The sequence below is a fragment of the Streptomyces cynarae genome, assembly GCF_025642135.1.
In the GTDB taxonomy this organism is placed as follows: Bacteria; Actinomycetota; Actinomycetes; order Streptomycetales; family Streptomycetaceae; genus Streptomyces; species Streptomyces cynarae.
Map to the genome: position 1 here is coordinate 8822545 of NZ_CP106793.1, position 17903 is coordinate 8840447.

Genomic DNA, 17903 nt, shown 5'->3' on the forward strand with positions numbered 1-17903 from the left:
TGCGTGCGGCGTTACAGGGGGCGAATGTTCTCCGCCTGCGGGCCCTTCTGGCCCTGGGTGACGTCGAACTCGACCTTCTGGCCCTCCTGGAGCTCACGGAAGCCCTGGGACTGGATGTTCGAGTAGTGGGCGAAGACGTCCGGGCCGCCGCCCTCCTGCTCGATGAAGCCGAAGCCCTTTTCCGCGTTGAACCACTTCACAGTGCCCTTGGCCATGTGCCTGTCTCCTTCGAAAGGACTGGTGCCGGGTCCCGCACCGTGCGGGATCCGGAGGTGATCGCCCTGGTCCGGAGAGCGTTGAACAGCAAAAACGCCCGCGATTGCGATCACGGGCGAACGGGACTTCGGAACCACGACTGCTGATCACGACGCTACACCGGCTGGTGCCGCCCGGCCACCCGGTTCCGGTCAACGCGGCGTGTGGCCCAGATGTGCCACACGGGCGCATCAGCCCACGAAAGGCCCAGTCAAAGCGCCTCAACCGTATTGCCTAGGCGATTACACCCCTGGGTCACCTTGTCCCATATCAGAGCATGGCCAGGCACCGCGTAGACCACCTCACCGAGCGGCAAGAGCGCATCGTGGCGTTCATCCGGGAGCGGATCGCCGAGCACGGCGATGCGCCGACGGTGGTGGAGATCGGCGAGCACGTAGGGCTTCGCAGCCGGTCCGCCGTGCACTACCAACTGCGGCAGTGCGAGGAGAAGGGCGCGATCGTCGTCGAGCCGCGCCGGCCCCGCGGGATCCGGCTCGCCCACTGAGGGCGACCGTGGGCCTCTGCCCCACAGTTGTGTCCGTCCCAGTCATACCTGCATGGCTCTCTGCCCCGCGCAGGTCAAGCCCTTCCTTGCGGAGAGCGGACGAAAAAATGGTGAATTGCGAGGCAACGGCGGACCCTCGTTCCCCCCTCTGCCAGGTTGCGATCAGCGAACTGGACGGCCATTACGGACCGGGGACCAGGTTCCTGCCGTCCGTTTGTCGCTGTCGCCGAGCATCAGACCATCCGAAGGGGGATACAGACGATGCACTTTCTCAACCGGCGCGCCGCTCGCGCGGCCATCGTTACGGCAGTCGGCATGACGGCACTCGGGTTGAGTGCGGTGACGGCTTCCGCGAAGGCCGATTACGACTTCAAGGCGAGCCCGCACACCGTCAAGGTCGGCGCGCACATCCACCTGAAGGGGTACGCCGAGAAGGACGACGACCTCTTCCAGAAGTTCTGCGTGCAGGAGCGACAGGGCGACCGTGGATCGTGGCGCACGGTGAAGTGCGCTCACGGAGCGGTCTTCGACGGCGGCTCGGTCGACACCTGGGTGAAGGCGCAGCACCGTGGCACGCTGCAGTTCCGCGGCGCGCTCTACGAGACGGACTGGGGCTCGAACAAGCTCCGCCTGGTACTGGTCACGCCGACCCGGACCGTCAGGGTGCACTGACCGCAGAGCCTCACCAGGGACTGTCGGGCCTCATCGGGAGGCCCGGCGAGTCCCGAGCACCCTCGCGGCCGGACGGCAGCACGGTACGCCGGCCGTGGATCACTCGGAGGGCTGCGGCCCCGTCCGGCGGGTAAGCTGCGCAGCTGGTCCGGGGTCACAAGCGTCACCTTCCGCCGGAATGCACCCTTCACGACGAAGAAGCACGAGAACCTGCCATACGGTCCGATGTGGCGGCAAGCCTGGGCGAGGACTTCCGCGCCCAGGCACCGCACCGCGAATACCGCCACGTGCCCGGCGCCCTCGACGTCGCTGGAATGATGACCTCGGACGACCTCGACCACATCCTCAGCAGCCACCGGCTTCAGCCGCCGCGCATGTGGCTTTCCCGTGACGACGAGACGCTGATGGTCGGCGGGTACACCGCCCCCGTGGCCACGCGCCGGCACCGTGTGGCACCGCCTCCACCCCGCCGAGCTGCACGCCCGCCTGCAGGAGAGCGCCTCGCTCGCCCTGGACAGTGCCGACGAACTTCACCCGCCCCTCGCCTGCCTGGTCGAAGCGATCGAGCGTGACCTGCGCACCCGCGTGCAGGCGAACCTGTACGCCTTCTGGACCGCGAGGGGTTCGGTGTCCACTGGGACGACCACGACACGATCGTGGTCCAGCTGGACGGCGCGAAGCGCGGGCGGACCTGCCGAGTTGCGCCCGCGGACGCAGGGAAAGTCACCCGCCCGGACGCCGGCGGGATCACCGCCGGGCCGCCGTGGTCGGGGCGACCGCGGCAGCTCGTCCACGAGGCCGATGACACCTCCGGGCGGACCACGCGCAGCTCCGGCCAGGGCTGGTCGGGCAGGCGCGGGCTGGAGATCGTTATGGCCGTCTGCCGGAGCTTTGAAGCCCATCGCGAGCCGTGGGCAAACGGATCAAGGCGGCCGTGGTGCCGGCGGGTGATCCGGGCGGGGATGCGGCTGGCCGCCGCTGAGAAGCAGCGTGGAAGACCTGGCCAGGAGCCGGGTTGCGACAGGGCTGCGCCTGCGGTTGCGCCGGGTGTTGCGTGACCCGGTGAACCGTCAGCGTCTCCGCGCAGGTCACCACCCGGTTTCGGTTTCAGTGTGACCGGGGCGCTGACATCCCCGTTGCGGCCGCTTTCGCCCATGTCCGTGGCTGGAGCGAACGAAAGGGGGACAGGCTGGATGGGCGGCGTGGCCGCGGCCGGGGATGGGGGCGCGCCTGCCGGTGTTGGGTGTCGGTGCCGTCGTGCCGGAGCGTCGTCCGGGTCTCGGCGGCCGGCTTCTTGCCGTCCAGAGGTCATTCCTCCAGGGCTGCCGCCATGCGGTCGAGATCGGTGAGGAGCGCTGCCAGGCGCTGCGGCGGGATCGCTCCGACCATGCGCTGTTCGATGGCGTAGACGGCGGCCTGGACCGCGGCCAGGCGTGCGTGGCCCGCTCCGGTGAGGTGGGCGGGCCGGGCGCGGCCGTGTCCTGCGGTGGCGGGCCGGGTGATCAGTCCTGCCTCCTGCAGGCCCCGCAGGACGACGTTTCCGGACTGCCGGGTGACGAAGGTCGCGCGGGCGAGGTCGGCATTGGACATGCCGGGGTGCATGGCCAGGAGTTCGAGCGTGGCGTACTGCGGCACGGTCAGTCCGTGTTCGCGCAGGACCTTGTCCATGGCGCCGCGCAGGGCGGCCTGGGCACGCTTGAGGAGATACCCCACGTGTCGGGTGACGTCCTGGGTGACGCGGGGCGGCTCGGCCGGCAGGTTCTCCTTCATGTCAGCATTTTGACATAGTCATCGCGGCGCCCTAGCCTGACCAATGTCAAAATCCTGACATCGAAGGATCGAGAAAAACATGTCTGCCACCATCGACGGCCCCGACTTCGTCGCCCTGCAAGTCCGCGACGTGGACGCGGCAGCCGCCTTCTGCGAGCAGCACCTGGGCTTGCGCCGGGCTGCGGTCTCGCCGCCCCACGCGGTCGTGTTCGACACCAAACCGACCCCGTTCGCCGTACGCGAGCTCCTCGCGGGCACCGACCTCGCCGACGGCGCCCGGCCCGGCCTCGGCGTGGTGCTCTGGTTCCAGACCTCGGACGCCCACCAGCTCCACGAGCAGCTCACCGCCGCCGGGATCAAGATCCTTACGCCGATGGCGGACAGTCCCTTCGGGCCGATGTTCTCCTTCGAGGGCCCCGAGGGCTACACACTGACCGCACACGGGGGCTGACCCTGACCGCTGTCGCCCTCCCCCCGGGTCGAGCCTTTCTCGCTCGCCTCCGGCATCCAGTCCCTGGAGGGCCTCACCGCCGGCGAGTACGACCGCGCGGCGGGCGGGATCCTCTGCCTGGCCTTCCCCGACGACGACGCGACATCCGTGGTCGCGGCCGCTGTCCGGCTGGAGGCGGGGGCGGACGATGGCACGGGCACGCTGCGAGCCGAACTCACTGTCCATCCCCGCGATCCGGCCCCCGGAAATGCGGTGACCGCCGGCGCCGCCGGCCGGCAATACGGTGCGGGCCCAACTCGCCGCATCCCCTCCACCGACGCCAAGCCCACAGGATTCCCCGCCCTTGCCGTAAAAGCGAACTGTCCCGCTCTCCGCGCGCAACGTCACCGTCCACGCGAACGGCCGAGAGGCCGACCAGGCGCTGATGACCGCATACCTCACGTGGGAGGCATCTCGGTCACCCACCACGGGCAGCCGAAGCCCAAGCTGCCTGTGCGCTACGTCCCTCGCATGCCGATGGCGGACAGCTGCTCCACGGCGTCCGAGTTCCAGGGCGGCGTGAGGGCGGCGATGACGGCGTCGCGGTCGGGTCGAACGTACTTGGGCTTTCGGCCGGTGCGGCGAGAGGGCGTGCCGGGCGTCGCGACGGGGCGAACGTTGCCTGCTGGGCACTAGGTGGGACCTGTAGTCGTCGAGAAGCGGTGGACGGTTCGTTTCTGCCACTGACCGGTGAACAGTTCCTCTGGCGTCGCGACGTCGGCGAACTGCTTGACGTTGCGCCAGCTCTTCTTAGCTGCCGCTGGACCGAGCGCCGGCTGTGTCCTGCCTTCAGCAGCGCGTGGACGGCTGCGTGCCGGGACCACGTCCGGTCGGCGAACCGGTGTCCTCGTGGCCAGGGTGACGCGGATGGATCGGCGACCGAAACGGCCTCGGGTTCCCGCGGAGGCGTCGCGGGCGTCAGCACGTGCAGGCAGCAGCGGTGCTGGGCGACTCGCTGCTCGGCGGCCTGGCTCAGGTTGTGCCACAGATGCCACCGCTTCGCGACCTGGATCGCCTGCAGCGCTCCGACTGCGGCGCCCTCGGCGAAGAATGGCGCACTCCCGGCAGACGGCCTCGTCACCAGGCCGCTGGGTGAGCCACGCGACCAGGCTCGACGCTTCCCGGTCTGGCAGGTGATCGATTCGACGGTGCGTTCCGACGTCCACCAGGACAGTGCTGTAGTGGGGGCGCTTGGGGCGGCGTACTCGTCGACACCGACCACCCGCGGCGCCGGCACCTCCGGCTCGGGCAACGCGTCGACCAGGCGCATGACCATGCTCCGGCCCACTGACACGCCGAGGTAAGCAGCCAGCTCGGCCGGCCAGTGCAAGACCGACGGCGGCCAGGGTGGAGCGCGGCCGGGTCGTACTGCGGCATGCTCGCCGCGGCCGCAACCACGGCCTGGCGCACCGGCTGATGCGGCGGCTGTCCCTGAAGCCCAGACCGCGCTCGCCCCGCCCCAGTCCATGCCCTAGGAACCGGGCTCCACCAGGGTGATGTGTCCGCGCCCCTGCGCGGGCAGGATCGGCAGCACCGCCTTCGTGACCGGCGCGAACAGCCGCACCGGACGAGACCTGATGCCCCGCCTCGCCACGCTCCGGACGTGCGCGTCGTCGCACTCGTCGGGACGGCGCAGGACCTGCCCGCCGACAAGGTCGTCGACGACTGGATGCATTCACCGCGGGCTGCCCAGGCCTTCCAGGGCGCCTCTGCCGTGGTCCACCTCAGCGGCGTGTTCGCGGCGTCCGACTGAGAGGACATCGACGACGGATCCGCCATCTTCCAGAAGGGACGCCACCTTCTGCCCCCGTTCCGGTTCCGCGGCCGGCTCGGCCTCCCTGGAGTCGTACAACTATCCCGGCCGCTACCTCCGCCACCGGGACCTCCAGCTGCGGCTCGACCCTTCCGGGACCGCGTACCGGGCCAGCCGCTCCTTCGTCCTCGTGGCGCCCTGGACCTGACACGGAACGGCCTCGGGGAACGTCGTGACCGGACGCTGATCGGCAAGGCCCGCCCAATCCTCGGGAGAAGCGCTTCCAACTGGGGAAACGTGAGGACGGGACCCGTTACGCAGGCTTGGCCGGTCCCGTTTACTCGGTGCGTGTGCGAGGCATGTCTGCGGTGGCTCCAGGCAGACCGCATCGGGACGGTCAGGACATCGTCCACTGCTGGCTGGTGGCGCCGGTTCCGGTCAGTTGGACGACGGCGGCGCCCGCGGTGGTGGAGGATGCGTCGACACCGATGTGCAGTCCGCTGCCCATGTTGACGAGCACGAACTTCGTGCCGGTGAAGCTGCCGACGAGGTCGGCGGCGAACTGCTGGTTGGCGCCGCCGTTGCAGGTCCACTGCTGCAGTTGGACGTTCTCCGCGGTCGACTTGCCCGGGACGTCCAGGCACAGGCCGCTCTTGACGCTGACAAGCGTGTAGACGTTGTCCGCCACCCGGTTCAGCGTCCATTTCTGGTTGTCGCCGCCGTTGGACTGCCACTGGATGATCTTGGTGCCGCTGGTCGTGGAGCCGCTTGCGACGTCCATCAGCAGCGAACTGCCCGCGTTGGTGAGGGTGTGCACCGCGTTGGTGGGCACGCCGGAGTTGGGCGTCCAGGTGCCGGCCGCGGTGTCGAGCGACCAGCTCGGGTACTGGCCGACGTTGACCACTCTGCCGCGGATGGTCATCGGCAGCCAGATCAGCTGCGAGTTTCCGAGATCGCTGGGGTTCCACCGGTCTCCGGCGTAGATGTAGGTGCTGCCGGAACTGCCCTGCACAGTGATGATGTTCGCCGCCTGGCTGTTGTATGTGCGGGTGCCCGGTGCCGCGAAGTTGCGCATCGGTGCCCACGGGCCGCTCAGCGATGTCGCGGTGGTGTAGACGTTGTCGTTGGTGTTCCAGCCGGTCAGGTGAGAGGCGAGCAGGTAGTAGACGCCATTGATCTTCACCATGGCGGGCGACTCGAAGCTGTTGGCCGAGCCGCCGCTGCCCAGCAGGGCCACGCCGCTGTCCACGGAGAGGTAGTCGGCGGAGAGCTTGTAGATGTGCAGACCGTTGTTGCGGTCCTCGCTCAGCAGGTAGCCGGTGCCGTCGGTGTCCTGGAACAGGCCGATGTCACGGCTCAGGTTGCCCAGCGGGCGGAAGCTGCCCCGGTAGCTGTAGGGCCCGCAGGGGGTGCTGCTGGTCGCCACACCGACCCTCGCGTCGGAGTAGTTCATGCTGTCGATGTGCATGTACATCACATACGTGCTGGTCGACGCGTTGTAGATGACCTTCGGCCGCTCCACGATCCGGCTCGGGCCCAGGTCGCCACTGGCCTGCTTAGCCAGGGCCACCCCCTGGTGGGTCCAGTTCGAGAGGTCGGTCGAGGTGTAGCAGGGGATGTCCTGGAAGGATGTGTTGGATGAGGTTTCACCCGTCTTGTCCTCACCGAAGCCGTACCAGGTGCTGCCGACCTTGATAATGCCCAGGCCGTGCAACTGGAGCGTGTTGCCGTTCTGGTCGGTCCTTGTGGCGCCCAGGGTGAACGAGACGGAGGCGGCGTTGGCTGGTGCGGCGGGCAGTAGCAGGGCCGTGAGACCTCCGAGCAGGGTGAGGAAGGCGGCGGCGACTGCCCGCCACCGGCTGCGCGAGGGTCTGTGGTGGGGCGCTCGATTCGGCATGCTCTGCCTCTCCTTCGAGGTTCTGACATGACGCCGTCCGCACGGCGAAGCTGCTTGGCGGCGCGCTGGACGGGGGAGTTGGGGCCGCAAAAGAGCGGTGAACGCGGCCGACGTGGGAAAAGTGGCTGCGCTGTTTCGTGGGAAATGAGAGCTTCCTGTTCGGGTGGGTGTCAATAGGCACGATCGATTTTGTTTGCTCGAGACGGAGGCAGCCGGTCGGGGCGACGGGTGTGGTGACCTGCCGACTCTGCCTCGACACGCACGTCAGCACCCAAGTGGCCCAGCTTCGCAGAAACCTGACGCCGAGTATTGGTATTGCTCGCGCTGTTGACCTACCTGGAGTACTGCCGTAGAACTGCTCGATGTTGGTGGCAAACCGTTGATTACTGTTCGGTTGTGTTGAATCGGTCTCTCGCTCTATCGACGCCGGTCACCCCACGGAGAGGCGTACTTTCATGCAGCTTCCAGCACGTTCGGTGTCCCGCCGAGGACTGCTCAAGGGCGCGGCGGTCGCCGCCGGTACGGCCGCGGCCGGCATCGGCACGACGGGTACGGCCGCGGCGGCGGACGCGTCGGTCACCGCGACGGCCCCCGACGGCAGCACCACGATCACCCTGTCCCTGACCGGCGGCGTCCTGAGCTGGTCGGCCAAGCGCCGGGGCGCGAGCGTCGTCAACACCTCGGCCCTCGGCCTGAAGCTGAGCGACGGGACGATGCTCGGCCGCAGCGGCACGGTCATCACCAACTACCAGCACTGGACCGTCAACAACACCTGGACCCCGGCCTACGGCCGCAACGCCACCGTCCGCGACTGGTACCAGGAGATGCGCTGGAACCTCCAGGACACCGCCACCCTCATCGACTTCAGCGTCCAGATCCGCGCCTACCCCAGCGGTGTCGCCTTCCGGTACGTGCTGCTCGACAAGGGCACCGCCACCATCGCCGACGAGCTGACGACGTTCGTCTTCCCCGACGGCACGCTCGTCTACAGCGCCCGGGACGAGGACGCGTACAACCCGGTCGCCCCGGGCTCGATCCCGTCCACCGGGACCTCCGGCACCGACACCGGCCCGCTGACCGACCTGCCACTGACCGCGACGTACGCGAGCGGTGGGCTGATCGCCTGCGTCTGCGAGTCGTCCCGGCTCAACTTCCCCCGCCTGATGCTGAGTTCGGTGTCCGAGCAGCCGAACACACTGGCCACCTATCTGATGGAGCACACCGCGCGTGGGAGCGGGCCCGTCCAGACGACCTCCACGGTGACCACCCCGTTCGCCACCCCCTGGCGTGCGGTGGTGACCGGCTCCACCCACGCCGAACTGGTCGACAACGCCGAGCTGGTGCTCAACCTGGCTCCCGCGGGCGCCCTCAGCGACACCTCGTGGATCAAGCCCGGCAAGGTCTTCCGCTGCCAGCTGACCACCGACGCCGGTCTGGCCGGCGTCGACTTCGCCGTCGCCCGCGGGATGCAGTACATCGAGTACGACTCCGGCTGGTACGGCCCCGAGCGCGGCACCACCGACGCCACCAAGTCCATCCCCGAGATCGACCTGCCCAGGGTCCTCTCCTACGCCGCCGGCAAGGGCGTCGGCCTGCTGCTCTACGTCAACCCCATGGCGCTGGCCAACGCCGACAGCTTGTTCGGCCTCTACAGGAGCTGGGGCGTCGCGGGCGTCAAACTCGGGTTCATCAACGACGGCACCCAGGCGATGACGAACCAGATAACCGCCTGGGTGAAGACGGCGGCCAAGCACAACCTGCTGATCGACTCGCACGACGACGTCCGCCCGTTCGGCTACGAGCGCACCTACCCGAACTGGGTCAGCATGGAGGGCGTACGCGGCAACGAGCACTTCCCGACGGCGAGCCACAACGTCACGCTGCCCTTCGCCCGCAACGTCGGCGGACCGATGGACTACACCATCTGCTACGGCCAGTCCCGCGACCAGACCACCAACGCCCACCAGATGGCGATGGCGGCGGTCTACTACCAGCCGCTCAACTTCATCTACTGGTACGACTCTCCGTCGAAGTTCTCCAACACCGCCAACTGGCCCGGCCTGCCGTGGTTCGACGCCATCCCCACCACCTGGGACGAGAGCCGGACCCTCGACGGGTCGATCGGCCAGTACGTCGCGGTCGCGCGTCGCAAGGACGCCACCTGGTACCTGGGCGCGATGACCAACGAGTCGGCCCGGACGCTGTCGCTCCCGCTGTCCTTCCTCGGCAGCGGCACCTGGACGGCGACGGTCTACGCCGACGGCACGCCCGGCACCTACGCCTACCAGACCCCGGTCGTGGTGAGCACCCGGACCGTCACCTCGGCGACCGTGCTCAGCGTGGCCATGGCCCCCTCGGGCGGCCAGGCGGTGCTGCTGAAGCCGAGCTGATGAAGGGGATGCCGGCACTCTCCCAGGGAGGCGCCGGCATCCCGGTTCCAGTTCAGTTCGTCACGCGGAAGGTCGCATCGCTGCGGGCCGTGGCGGTGGTGATCGGGTCGAGCTTCAGGTAGTAGGCGTAGTGGCGGATGTACCGGTCGGGGTAGTTGTAGGACTGGAACGACGACCAGGTCGAGTCGGCCAGTCCTGCGACCTGACGGAAGGTGGCGTCCGCGGCGAACTGACTGCTGCCGTCGTTGTAGGCCAGCTGGAAGTCGTAGTTGGAGTGGCGCAGGAAGTATCCGGGGTAGTTCACCGACTCGAAGGAGACGGTGCCGGAGCCCGCCAGGCCGGTCCTCAGCCGGAACTCGGCGTCGTCGCTGGTGACGTTCTGGTCGATGCGCACGTCGAAGTTGGTGTGCCGTACGTACCGGTCCTGGAAGTTGTACGACTGCAGCCGGTTGGCCTGGGTGTTGGGCCAGCGGGCGAGCACGCGGCTCTCCTCGGCGGTCGTCAGGTTCATGATCCAGCCGTGGCGCTTCTTGGTGCCGCCCATGTTGTAGCTGGTGGACGCCAGTTTCTGGTAGGCGGCGGGGTTGGACGGGTCGGTCGTCACGACCGGCATGTAACCGCCGTTGGTGGCGTACTGGTCGAGGTAGAGGCCCCACTTGTTGGTGCCGTTGAACTTCATCCACATCGGGCCCTCGACCTGGGAGCCGGTCAGGCCGATGCCGGAGAGGTCACCGAGCCGGGTCCAGGTCCCCAGGATGGAGTTGCTGCCCTCGAGGGTGATCTGCCCGTCGCCGGAGGCCCGCACGTACCGGTAGTTGCCCACTCCGGAGGGCACCTGGATGATCTGGGTGTCGATGATCTCCTGGGTGCCGGGGCGGTCGATGTAGATCTGCGGGGTGGTGATGGTGCGGAAGTCGTTGGTGCGGGCGTAGAAGATGCGGTGCTTCGTCGCGCCGTTGAAGGGCACGTTCGTCGCCCAGTACAGGACGTAGTCGTTGGTCTCGGGGTCCCAGATCGCCTCGGGCGCCCAGGCGTTGCGGCCGTCGGGGATCGCGCCGGCGACGTTGAGCAGCCATGGCTTCGACCAGGTGACCAGGTCCGTGGACTCCCACACCACCAGGTTGCGGCTGCCGTTGTTGATGGCGGTGTCCCAGTTCTGTCCGCAGCTGATGCACAGGTCGGTGGCGGTGATCCAGTACTTGCTGCCGTCGGGGGATCTCACGAACGCGGGGTCGCGCACCCCCTGTGTACCGACCGTGGAGCGCAGGACCATGCCGCCGCCGTTGAGGTCGTTCCAGTGCAGGCCGTCCGTGCTGTGCGAGAGGTACATCTGCTGATTGGTCGCCCCCTCCCCGGTGAAGTGCACCATCAGGTAGCCCGGATCAGCGGCGGCCGCGCGTTCCGGTGTGGTCAGGACTTGCCCTGTGAAGAGCAGGCAGGCGGCGACGAGTATCGCCGCCAGCCGGGAGAGAAGCGTGCGCATCTACGTTTCCTGTCTTTCTGCGGGTGCCTCAATCGAGGAGAAGGGTTCAGCCGTGGCAGAAGGGAACCGATGACCCGTCGTTCGATATTTAGAAAGCCCTCCGGAAAATCGGCCAGACGCTATAGGGCTGGCAAAAAGGATGTCAAGACCTCGGAGTGGTCGGCCGTCAGATAAACCGTCCGCGCACGTCATTGTTGTTCGGTATCTCGGATGTCGTTCGAAAAGTATTGACGCCGACTCGTATCCCAATTCACACTCACGCAGCGCAATGTCATTCGGGCGGCACGTCAGCACCTCGGCCAAGGCCGCGAGTCGCCATCTCAGGCATGTCTTCATCACGGGGATGTGAACCCATGCACAGCGTGAGACCTCAGAGCCGCCGAACATTCCGGCGGGGCGCCGTCGCCACCGTGGTCGCCGCCGCGCTCCTGGCGGGTACGGTCGGTCTGTCAGCTCCCGCCCAGGCAGCGGATATCACCGACGGTCTGGCTCTCTGGTACAAACTCGACGCGACCTCGGGCACCGTGGCAGTGGACTCCTCGGGCAACGGCCGCAACGGAACCGTCAACGGCACCGCGGGCTGGTCGGGCACAGGGGAGGGACTGACGTTCAACGGCTCCGACACCTACATCAAGGTGCCGGACAACATCATGAGCGGCATGAACTCCATCACCGTCTCGATGGATGTGCAGATCGACGCCGCCCAGGCCACGCCCTACTTCCTCTACGGCTTCGGCAACACCAGCAACGGCGCCGGCAACGGGTACCTCTTCACCACCGGCGACACCTTCCGGACCGCCATCGCCTCCGGGGCCCCGTCCACCGAGCAGAACAGTCGGACCTCCACCGCGCTGCCGCGCTCGGCCTGGAAGCACGTCACCTACACCCAGACCGGCACCACGGGAGTCCTCTACAGGGACGGCGTGGAGGTGGCCCGCAACACGTCCGTCACCCTCACCCCCGGTTCCATCGGGTCCGGTACCACCACGGCCGACTACATCGGCAAGTCCCTCTTCACCAATGACAAGCTCTTCAAGGGCAAGATGCGCGACTTCCGCGTCTACAACCGCGCGCTGACGCCCGCGGAGGTCCTCACGGTCAGCGGGAACGCCACGGGCATCGCCACGGTCACCGACCCCTCACTGAAGATCGCTGCCCTCATCGACGACGCCAACAGCAGGATCACCCTGCCGATGAGGGAGGGCACCGACCTCACCGCGCTCGCCCCGCAGTTCACCCTCGCCCAGGGCTCGTCGATCAGCCCGGCCTCCGGCACCCCGCGCGACTTCACCAACCCCGTGACGTACCAGGTGACCGGCTCCGGCGGGACGAAGCGCGCCTGGACGGTCTCCGCGCAGATCATGAGGAGCCCGGTCCTGCCGGGGCTCACCGCAGACCCGAACATCGTCCGCTTCGGCGACACGTACTACATCTACCCGACCACTGACGGCTTCGCGGGCTGGAGCGGTACGCAGTTCAAGGCGTACTCGTCCAAGGACCTGGTGCACTGGACGGACCACGGCGTCATCCTCGACCTCGGTCCCGACATCGGCTGGGCCGACAGTCGAGCCTGGGCCCCGACGGCGACCGCGAAGAACGGGAAGTACTACCTCTACTACTCCGCCGACACCAGCATCGGTGTCGCGGTCTCCGACTCGCCCACCGGTCCCTTCAAGGACCCCCTGGGCAAGCCGCTGATCGCCCGCGGCGTCTACGCCGGCCAGATGATCGACCCGGACGTCTTCACCGACGACGACGGCCAGTCCTACCTCTACTTCGGAAACGGTCACGCCTACGTGGTCCCGCTGAACGACGACATGGTCTCGTTCGACGCCTCGAAGGTCACCGAGATCACTCCCAGCGGCTACAACGAAGGCTCCTTCGTCATCAAGCGCAAGGGCACCTACTACCTCATGTGGTCGGAGAACGACACGCGCGACGAGAACTACCGGGTCGCCTACGCCACCGGCTCTTCGCCCACCGGGCCCTGGACCAAGCGGGGCGTGATCCTGGAGAAGGACCTTTCGCTCGGTATCAAGGGCACCGGCCACCACTCCGTGGTGCAGGTGCCGGGCACCGACGACTGGTACATCGCCTACCACCGCTTCGCCATCCCCGGCGGTGACGGCACCCACCGAGAAACCACCATCGACAAGCTCGCGTTCGACACCGACGGCCTGATCAAGAAGGTCGTCCCCACCCTGAGCAGCATCGACCCCGTCTCGGGCGGCACCACCCTGCCCTCGAACACCACCCGCTCGCTCCGGTCCGTCAACTTCCCCGGTCGTTACGCCGTCGTGCGCTCGGACAGCCTCGGCTACCTCGACCCGGTGACGTCCTCCAGCACCACGGCGGTCAAGCAGAGCGCCACCTTCACCGTCGTACCCGGCCTGGCCGACGGAAGCTGCTACTCGTTCCGTGACTCCTCCGGTCGCTATCTGCGCCACAAGGACTTCCGGATCCGCGCCGACGCGAGCAACGACACGGCGCTCTTCAACAAGGACGCCACCTACTGCGCCCGGCCCGGTTCGGCCACCGGCTCGGTCAGCCTGGAATCGTACAACTACCCCGGCCGCTACATCCGCCACTACAACTACGAACTGCGCCTCGACACCTACCAGGACAACGCCACCTTCCGAGCCGACAGTTTCTTCGCACCGGTCAGCCCCTGGGCCTGACCGCCGTGCGGCTCGTACTGCAGAAAAGGGGGTCACGTCCTGGCAGGATGTGACCCCGTTTCACCGGTCGGACGCAGTCTCGCGGGCCGTCGGTCAGAGGCTGACATCTGCCAGTCCTGGTTGGCGCCGCCGGTGACGGGCCACCGGACCGGAGACTGGTTGTCGGTCACGGCAAGCGGCATGCGACATCGCATGCTCGACCACGGCCTTCGCCCCTGACGCAGGATGGCGCCTGTGCCAGGGTGCAGGAGAGCCGTACAGGGTCAGGGCGTCGTACCCGCCGGTCTATTCGTCCAGGCGCCGCGGTGGCTGTACACGGATCACCTGGTCGGACGCAGTTGAAGGTTGTAGTAGCGGATCTCCTGGTACTCCTCGAGTCCTTCGCTGCTGCCCTCGCGTCCGAGGCCGGACTGTTTGATGCCGCCGAACGGTGCGGCCGCGTTCGAGGGGACGCCCTGGTTGATGCCGACCAGGCCGGTGGCCAGTTGGTCGGCCACGTTGAAGGCGCGGTCGAGGTTTTCGGTGAAGACGTAGCCTGCCAGGCCGTACTCGGTGTCGTTGGCGCGTGCTATGGCCTCGTCCTGGTGGGAGAAGCGCTGGATGGCGGCGATGGGCCCGAAGATTTCGGTGTGGGCGAGGGCGGCGTCAGCTGGTACGTGGTCCAGGAGCGTCGGTTCGAAGAACGAGCCGGGGTGGCTGGGAGCCGAGCCGCCGGTGACCAGGTGTGCGCCGCGGCGGGTCGCGTCCTGGACCAGGTTGGCGAGTCTGGTCACGGCGTTGTGGTCGATGACGGGGCCGAGGCCGACGCCGGGGGCGAGTCCGTTGCCGACCTCCAGCGTGGCCAGCCGGTCGGTCAGGGCCTCGACGAAGGCGTCGGCGATGCCGTCCTGGACGAAGATGCGGTTGGCGGCGATGCAGGACTGGCCGCCGTTGCGCATCTTGGCGGCGAACGCTCCGTCGACGGCCCGCTCCAGGTCGGCGTCGTCGAAGACCAGCAGCGGGGCGTTGCCGCCCAGTTCCATGGAGCTCTTCAGTACGTTGTCCGCGGCGAGATGCAGGAGGACCTTGCCGACCGCGGTCGATCCGGTGAAGGACACCTTGCGCACGCGCGGATCGGCCAGCACGGCGGTGCTGAAGGAGGGTGCGTCGGTGGTGGTCACGACCTGCACCAGGTCTTCGGGGACGCCGGCTGCGAGGGCTAGCTGGACCGCGAAGATGGTGGTCAGGGGCGTGTTGGGCGCGGGCTTGACGACCACCGGGCAGCCGGCGGCGAGCGCCGGGGCGATCTTGCGGGTCGCCATGGCGAGCGGGAAGTTCCACGGGGTGATCAAAACCGACAACCCCACCGGTGCGCGCCGGGTGAGCAGGCGGGCCCCGCCGGTGGGAGCGTCGCGAAGGTTTCCTGCCGGGCGTACCGCTTCCTCGGCGTACCAGCGGACGAAGTCGGCCCCGTAGGAGACCTCCGCGCGGGCCTCGGCGAGCGGCTTGCCCATCTCACGGGTGATGAGCAGGGCGATCATCTCGGCGTTGCCGGTGATCAGGTCGTACCAGGCGCGCAGGATGTCGGCGCGGTGCCGGGTGGTGGTGGCGGTCCAGGACCGGCCTACTGTGTCGGCGCGGGCGACGGCCTCCAGGGCCTGCTGGACGTCGAAGTCGGGGACCTGCGCGATCGTCTGGCCGGTGGCCGGATCGTGGACGTCGAAGGTCCGGGTCACGCCCGGAACGGCGAGGTCGAGGTTGGCCAGGACCTTCTCGGAGTCGGCCAGGGCGGTCGGTTCCGCCTCGGGGAGGGTGCGCATGGTGGTCATTTGGCTTCCTGGTCGGCGATGACGGTGTCGATGGCGGCCACGAGTTGCCGGACCTCGTCGTCGGTGGTGATGAACGGCGGGCTGATCTGTACGGTGTTGCCGCGCAGCGGTCGAGTGATGAACCCGTGCTCGACCAGTTGGTCGGTGACCGCTTCGGCGCTGAGGTCGTCCGTGAGCGTGATGCCGCCCAGGAAACCTGCCACACGGGTCTCGACAACTGCTGCCCGGGCCGTGAGGCCGTGCAGTTCGCGTGCGAGCAGTTGCTCCAGCTCGGTCACTCGGGGCAGCAGCTTGTCCTCTTCGAGGATGTCGAGGTTGCGCAGGGCGACGGCGGAGGCGGTGGCGTGTCCGGCGTAGGTGGCGCCATGGCGGAAGATGGGAGTGTCGGAGGAGTCGCGGTAGAACGGCTGCCAGATGTGGGGTGCGACCAGCACGCCGCCCAGCGGGGCGTATCCGGATGTGACGCCCTTGGCGAAGGTGATCAGGTCGGGGCGCAGGCCGTACCGCTCGGTGGCGAACATGTGGCCCGTACGTCCGAACCCGGTGATGACCTCGTCGACGATCAGGAGTATGTCGTTCTCCCGGCAGATGCGCTGGAGGCCCTCCAGGTAGCCGGGGGCGGGCGGGTTGACGCCGCCGGTGCCCTGGATGGGCTCGGACACGATCGCCGCGATGTTCTCCGGGCCGATGTCGCGCACGGTGCGCTCGACCGCCTCGATGTCGTGGGTCGAGACTCGCGCAGTCTCGGGCACCAGGGACTCGGTGCCGTAGCCGGCGCGGTTGAAGTCGAGGCCGGCGATGCTGGTGCCGTAGGCGTGCAGGCCGTGGTAGGCGAACTCGCGGCTGAGGATCGCGGTCTTGTCGCTGCGTCCCTCGCGCTGCCAGTGGCGGCGGGCGAGCTTGCAGGCGACGTCGATGGCGTCGCTGCCGCCGCTGTTGAGGATGACCTTGGGGTCCTCGATGGGTGAGAGCCAGGCCAGGCGCTCTGCGAGTTCGACGGCTCGGTCGTTCAAGTAGCGGCCGAAGATGTGGTACGTCTCCAGGCGCCGCATCTGCTCGTAGGCGGCCTCGGCGAGTTCGGGGCGGGCGTGGCCGACGTTCGCGTGCCACAGACCGGCGGTGCCGTCGAACAGACGGCGGCCCTCCGTGGTGAAGACATAGCTCCCTTCGGCGCGGTCCACGGTCAGCTGGCGTCCCAGGACGGACGGGAGGTGGGCCTGGGCGCTCCAGAGGGCAGGCCCGGTCAGGACGGGCGGGTTCTCGTTGGGCATGGCGGTTTCCCTGGGGGTGCGTGGGTTACTGGGCGGTGTAGCCGCCGTCGACGGCAAGAGTGATGCCGGTGATGTAGTCGGCGCTGGGTGAGGCCAGGAACGCGATGGCGCCTGCGACGTCCTGCGGGGTGGCGGGCCGGCCGAGCGGGATGCCGTCGGCCACCTTGCGGGCGGTGGCTTCCGGGTCGTTGTGGGAGCGGAGCCAGGCCTCGTAGAGCGGTGTGCGGGTCATGCCGGGTGCCACGGCGTTGACGCGGATGTTGTACGGCGCGAGTTCCACTGCGGCTGCGGCCGTCAGGGCCTTGATCGCGCCCTTGCTGGCGCTGTAGACGCCCATCGTGGGGACGCCGATGGTGGCCAGCCGGGAGGTGACGTTGATGATGCTGCCGCCGGAGTGCCGCATGGTGCGCGCTGCTGCCTGCAGGACGGCGATCGCGGCGAAGGTGTTGATCTCGAAGGTGTCGCGGATTTCGGCGGCCGGGACGTTCAGCAGTTCTCCGGTGTGGTCGACTGCTGCGTTGTTCACCACGGCGTCCATCGTGCCGAACCGGTCGAGGGCGTACTGCAGGAGGCGGTCGGGCTCGCCGTCCTTTGTGAGGTCGGCCGGGACGAAGCAGGCCGCGCCGGGGCCGAGTTCACGAGCCAGTGCCTCGCCTCGTCCACTGCTACGGCCGGTGAGGAGTACGGCGAATCCGTCGTGGTGGAGCCGCCGGGCGGTTTCGGCTCCTATGCCGGAGGTGGCGCCCGTGACCAGAGCTACCCGTGGCGGTGTGGGGACGTGGGTCATGCCCGGTCTCTCCATCGGTTCGTCGGGGACATCAGAACCACATCTGGGCCGGGACGCTCTGTGGCTCGGTCCCGCGTCAAACGGGGTTTTGTGCTGTGCGCTGGGTGCGTGAGCCACAGGCGCCCGGGGCCCGCTTCGTGCGCG

Annotated in this window: 15 protein-coding genes; 8 read left to right on the forward strand and 7 right to left on the reverse strand. The window is 68.2% G+C overall.

The genetic code is table 11. The annotated features are described in order from the left end of the window. Positions 1-11: 11 nt before the first annotated feature. On the reverse strand, positions 12-215 hold the full coding sequence (locus N8I84_RS40010) for a cold-shock protein (RefSeq protein ID WP_263234414.1): 204 nt from the start codon (positions 213-215) through the stop codon (positions 12-14). A 317-nt stretch (positions 216-532) separates the two neighbouring features. Between N8I84_RS40010 and N8I84_RS40015 the strand changes: the two genes are divergently transcribed. The 3 genes from N8I84_RS40015 to N8I84_RS40025 all read left to right on the forward strand — a co-directional run bounded on the left by N8I84_RS40015 (position 533) and on the right by N8I84_RS40025 (position 2490). After that, positions 533-760 carry a LexA family protein gene (locus N8I84_RS40015; RefSeq protein WP_263234415.1) on the forward strand — a complete coding sequence of 76 codons (228 nt, stop codon included), beginning with the start codon at positions 533-535 and terminating at the stop codon, positions 758-760. Positions 761-1075: 315 nt separating this feature from the next. After that, the gene (locus N8I84_RS40020; protein WP_263234416.1) at positions 1076-1432 is read left to right on the forward strand and encodes a hypothetical protein; all 357 of its coding nucleotides are present in this window, start codon (positions 1076-1078) and stop codon (positions 1430-1432) included. A gap of 608 nt (positions 1433-2040) precedes the next feature. After that, a complete protein-coding gene (locus tag N8I84_RS40025) occupies positions 2041-2490 on the forward strand; it encodes a cupin domain-containing protein (protein WP_263235036.1) in 450 nt (149 codons plus the stop codon). 250 nt (positions 2491-2740) lie between these two features. On the opposite strand, the gene N8I84_RS40030 is transcribed toward N8I84_RS40025, so the two are convergent. After that, positions 2741-3202: a MarR family winged helix-turn-helix transcriptional regulator gene (locus N8I84_RS40030; RefSeq protein WP_263234417.1), complete on the reverse strand. Its 462-nt coding sequence runs from the start codon at positions 3200-3202 to the stop codon at positions 2741-2743. Positions 3203-3281: 79 nt separating this feature from the next. Here N8I84_RS40030 and N8I84_RS40035 point away from each other — a divergent pair, with 79 nt between their 5' ends. From N8I84_RS40035 to N8I84_RS40045, 3 genes are all read left to right on the forward strand, one after another. Further along, entirely contained in the window at positions 3282-3653 is a 372-nt protein-coding gene (locus N8I84_RS40035) for a VOC family protein (RefSeq protein ID WP_263234418.1), read from the forward strand. Positions 3654-5295: 1642 nt separating this feature from the next. Beyond that, complete coding sequence (locus tag N8I84_RS40040; protein ID WP_263235080.1) at positions 5296-5445, forward strand: hypothetical protein; 150 nt, start codon at positions 5296-5298, stop codon at positions 5443-5445. An 85-nt stretch (positions 5446-5530) separates the two neighbouring features. Further along, positions 5531-5653 (forward strand): AbfB domain-containing protein, encoded by a 123-nt coding sequence (locus N8I84_RS40045; RefSeq protein WP_263235037.1) that lies wholly within the window; start codon positions 5531-5533, stop codon positions 5651-5653. A 189-nt stretch (positions 5654-5842) separates the two neighbouring features. Here N8I84_RS40045 and N8I84_RS40050 read toward each other — a convergent pair whose 3' ends face one another. Then, positions 5843-7342 (reverse strand): RICIN domain-containing protein, encoded by a 1500-nt coding sequence (locus N8I84_RS40050; RefSeq protein WP_263234419.1) that lies wholly within the window; start codon positions 7340-7342, stop codon positions 5843-5845. A gap of 455 nt (positions 7343-7797) precedes the next feature. Here N8I84_RS40050 and N8I84_RS40055 point away from each other — a divergent pair, with 455 nt between their 5' ends. Continuing rightward, entirely contained in the window at positions 7798-9732 is a 1935-nt protein-coding gene (locus N8I84_RS40055) for a glycoside hydrolase family 97 protein (protein WP_263234420.1), read from the forward strand. A 52-nt stretch (positions 9733-9784) separates the two neighbouring features. On the opposite strand, the gene N8I84_RS40060 is transcribed toward N8I84_RS40055, so the two are convergent. Next, entirely contained in the window at positions 9785-11215 is a 1431-nt protein-coding gene (locus tag N8I84_RS40060) for a glycoside hydrolase family 43 protein (RefSeq protein WP_263234421.1), read from the reverse strand. Positions 11216-11577: 362 nt separating this feature from the next. Between N8I84_RS40060 and N8I84_RS40065 the strand changes: the two genes are divergently transcribed. Next, on the forward strand, positions 11578-13893 hold the full coding sequence (locus N8I84_RS40065) for a family 43 glycosylhydrolase (RefSeq protein ID WP_313884328.1): 2316 nt from the start codon (positions 11578-11580) through the stop codon (positions 13891-13893). 320 nt (positions 13894-14213) lie between these two features. Here the strand turns inward: N8I84_RS40065 and N8I84_RS40075 are convergent, their stop codons facing one another. Genes N8I84_RS40075 through N8I84_RS40085 form a run of 3 tightly spaced genes read right to left on the reverse strand, consistent with a single transcriptional unit; the run spans position 14214 to position 17759 of the window. Further along, positions 14214-15701 carry an NAD-dependent succinate-semialdehyde dehydrogenase gene (locus N8I84_RS40075; RefSeq protein WP_263234422.1) on the reverse strand — a complete coding sequence of 496 codons (1488 nt, stop codon included), beginning with the start codon at positions 15699-15701 and terminating at the stop codon, positions 14214-14216. Beyond that, positions 15698-16972 (reverse strand): aminotransferase family protein, encoded by a 1275-nt coding sequence (locus N8I84_RS40080; protein WP_263234423.1) that lies wholly within the window; start codon positions 16970-16972, stop codon positions 15698-15700. The genes N8I84_RS40075 and N8I84_RS40080 overlap by 4 nt, the downstream gene beginning before the upstream one ends. A 25-nt stretch (positions 16973-16997) precedes the next feature. Then, the gene (locus tag N8I84_RS40085) at positions 16998-17759 is read right to left on the reverse strand and encodes an SDR family NAD(P)-dependent oxidoreductase (RefSeq protein WP_263234424.1); all 762 of its coding nucleotides are present in this window, start codon (positions 17757-17759) and stop codon (positions 16998-17000) included. Between the last annotated feature and the right edge of the window lie 144 nt (positions 17760-17903).